The 2,514-nt window shown below is 66.1% G+C and carries 3 protein-coding genes; all 3 read left to right on the top strand.

Annotation, left to right across the window (positions count from 1 at the left end):
- Positions 1 to 507 precede the first annotated feature (507 nt).
- The 3 genes from GY937_09805 (at position 508) to GY937_09795 (ending at position 2,417) form a co-directional block, all read left to right on the top strand.
- Positions 508 to 966, top strand: coding sequence for a hypothetical protein (locus GY937_09805; protein MCP5057004.1), 459 nt, complete (start codon positions 508 to 510; stop codon positions 964 to 966).
- Positions 967 to 1,205: 239 nt separating this feature from the next.
- A complete protein-coding gene (locus tag GY937_09800) occupies positions 1,206 to 1,847 on the top strand; it encodes a DUF2959 domain-containing protein (GenBank protein ID MCP5057003.1) in 642 nt (213 codons plus the stop codon).
- Between the two features lie 225 nt (positions 1,848 to 2,072).
- Entirely contained in the window at positions 2,073 to 2,417 is a 345-nt protein-coding gene (locus tag GY937_09795) for a hypothetical protein (protein MCP5057002.1), read from the top strand.
- Positions 2,418 to 2,514: the final 97 nt, after the last annotated feature.

The raw sequence follows: 2,514 nt of genomic DNA, 5'->3' as shown, positions 1-2,514 counted from the left end.
AGGTGACAGTCTGTGCGGTAGTATCCGGCTTCATGAAGGGGCCCTTGTTGAGGGGAAACGCGTGTCGCAACACGTTTCTACCGCAACTGGGGCCTTCTTCAATTCAGGAACGCGACTTCTTCATGAATTATTCGGGCTAGACGCTCGGGAGCGGGGATGGCACGGGTCGTGTGCAGCGAAGGTGCTCGTCGCTTGGCCGGGGCAACCTGAGGTAGTCGACCGGGAGGGGCCGGACGTGTGAACCCGACACTGGGCCGTCCTGTTTCGCTGACCGCACAATGTCCGGCGGCGCGTATCATGGGGCCGGAGGGGATGCGGGTGGCGATGAGACAACCACGGCTCCCGGCAAGCGGCATCCCACCGCAAGGACGGAAGCTCTTCGGAAGATCGAGAGGGTCCGGTGCGCACCTCCATGCCGCTCCCAACGCGGCATGGACGACCGGGTCGGCAGGCTTACGCTCTCCGCGCCGTCTCAAGCACCTGCTGGGGACGTCCGATGACAGCGCAATGGTTCGGGTGGTCGCGGAGCGAGAGTCCGCCCTTCCGGGCGACGAGGTGGGCAGGATCGTCTACGACGAGAGCCGCTGGCCCCTGGTCGAGGTCCGCTGGCCGCCGGATCCCAGTGCCGCCGACCTCGAATCACACCTGCACCGGCTCCAGGGCTACCTGGATCAGGACCGGTCCTTCAAGCTTCTCTACGACGTCAGCCTCGCCCGGCCCATCAACAGCCTCGAGCGCAAGCAGTTCATCGACTTCTTCTCCCGAAACCGGGAGGCACTCCAGCAGCGCTGCCGGGCAGTCGCGTACGTCACCCGGCGGGCCGTGCATCGCGGCATCCTGACCGCGATCGGCTGGTTCATCGCGCTGCCCTTCCCCCTCGAGACCTTCGCGACCTGCGAGCAGGGGCTGGCGTGGCTCGGCGAGGTACCCCAACACGTGGATCCACCCCCGTCGACGCGTAGTTGACGGAGCATCTACCGATCGGGCGTGGTGTCCTCCCGACGTGGCGCCGCCGCGCGGCCTACTCCCCGAGGCCGAGCCGAGCCCGGAGGTCGGCACGATCTCGACCCGTCGCCCGTGGCGGACGAGCCGGACGTACTGCCTCCAGATCTCGGTCCCGTCCTGAAGCCACGACCGCCGGTTGGGCCGAGATCGTTGAGCGCCCAACCATCGATTGGACTCCCTGACCCGCTACCGTATGCGCGATGCGGCTCTGGCTCTGCGGTGTCCTGATCCTGGTAGCCTCTCTTGCCGGCTGTCAGTCGATGCTCTACGGCGCGCTCGAGCAGGTCGGCGTCGAGAAGCGCCACATCCTCGTCGACCGCGTCGAGGACGGTCGCGAAGACCAGCGCGAGGCCCAGGAGCAATTCCAGACCACGCTCGAGGCGTTCCAGGCCGTCACGAGCTTCGATGGCGGCGACCTGGAGGTCGTCTACGACGACCTCCACACCGAGTACGAGCGCAGCGAAGCACGTGCCGAGGCCGTGCGCGACCGCATCGACTCGATCGAGCACGTCGCGGCCGCGCTCTTCGACGAGTGGGAAGACGAGATCGGCGAGATCTCCGACGCGACCCTCCGAGCGGGCAGCAAGCGCCGTCTCAAGGACACCCGGCGCGCCTACGCCAAGCTCATCGCCGCGATGCGACGCGCGGCCGACCGCATGGCCCCGGTCCTCACCGCGTTCCGCGACCGCGTGCTCTACCTGAAGCACAACCTGAACGCCGCCGCGATCGCCTCGCTCGAAGGCGACCTCACCGAAATCCAGGGCGACGTGCAGCAGCTCATCGACGAACTCAATCTCTCGATTGCCGAGGCGGACGCATTCCTCGGCAAGATCGAGCGCTGACCCCCCGACGGGCGATCCCCGGCCGGCGAATCGTCGGGAAGACGAACGCTCGTTGTACTCCTATGCACCCCAGGAACGCAGTGCGTTCGCATCGCAATGCAAGAGCCATCGATCCAGCTGCAGGACCCCTGTGCGTCTTCCAATCGGTCCGGGGAACTCATCATCGACCCTAGCCGGTCGACGCAGAGAGGCACCGAAAAGGCCGGTCTCGGCTACGCTTCGGGCATCGTACGCCCGCTCCTCCATGGCCTGCTTCACTTCCTCGTGCCGGGGCTCGTCGCCCGGTTCGCCTACCGCGAACGCGCCCTGCGAGCCTGGCTGATGATGCTCTCTGCCAACCTCATCGATCTCGACCACCTGCTCGCGGACCCGTTGTTCGATCCGAACCGGTGCAGCATCGGGTTTCACCCGTTGCACCAATGGCCGGTCCAGCTCATCTGGATGGCGTTGGCGGCCTGGCCCCGGACGCGGCTCTTCGGCGTCGGCGTTCTCATCCACATGGCGCTGGACGCCATTGACTGCGCGTTCATGTTGGCGATCACGAGAAACCGTAGAAATCTGATCATCTAGCCGTGGTCGCGCGCGAGTGCTGGTTTCTCGTCAGAACGGCGAATCGGTGTCGGTCGGATCGGTGTCGAGTTCGCGATCGAGAGCCGCGAGGTAGTGT

The organism is bacterium, assembly GCA_024228115.1.
GTDB lineage: Bacteria > Myxococcota_A > UBA9160 > UBA9160 > UBA6930.
Note: the sequence above shows the minus strand (reverse complement) of the source record. Positions and strands in the feature narration are given on the sequence as shown.

Coding starts and splice junctions, on each gene's coding strand:
- GY937_09805 (MCP5057004.1), top strand. CDS start 508: ATGGTTCGGGTGGTCGCGGAGCGAGAGTCCGCCCTTCCGGGCGACGAG.
- GY937_09800 (MCP5057003.1), top strand. CDS start 1,206: ATGCGGCTCTGGCTCTGCGGTGTCCTGATCCTGGTAGCCTCTCTTGCC.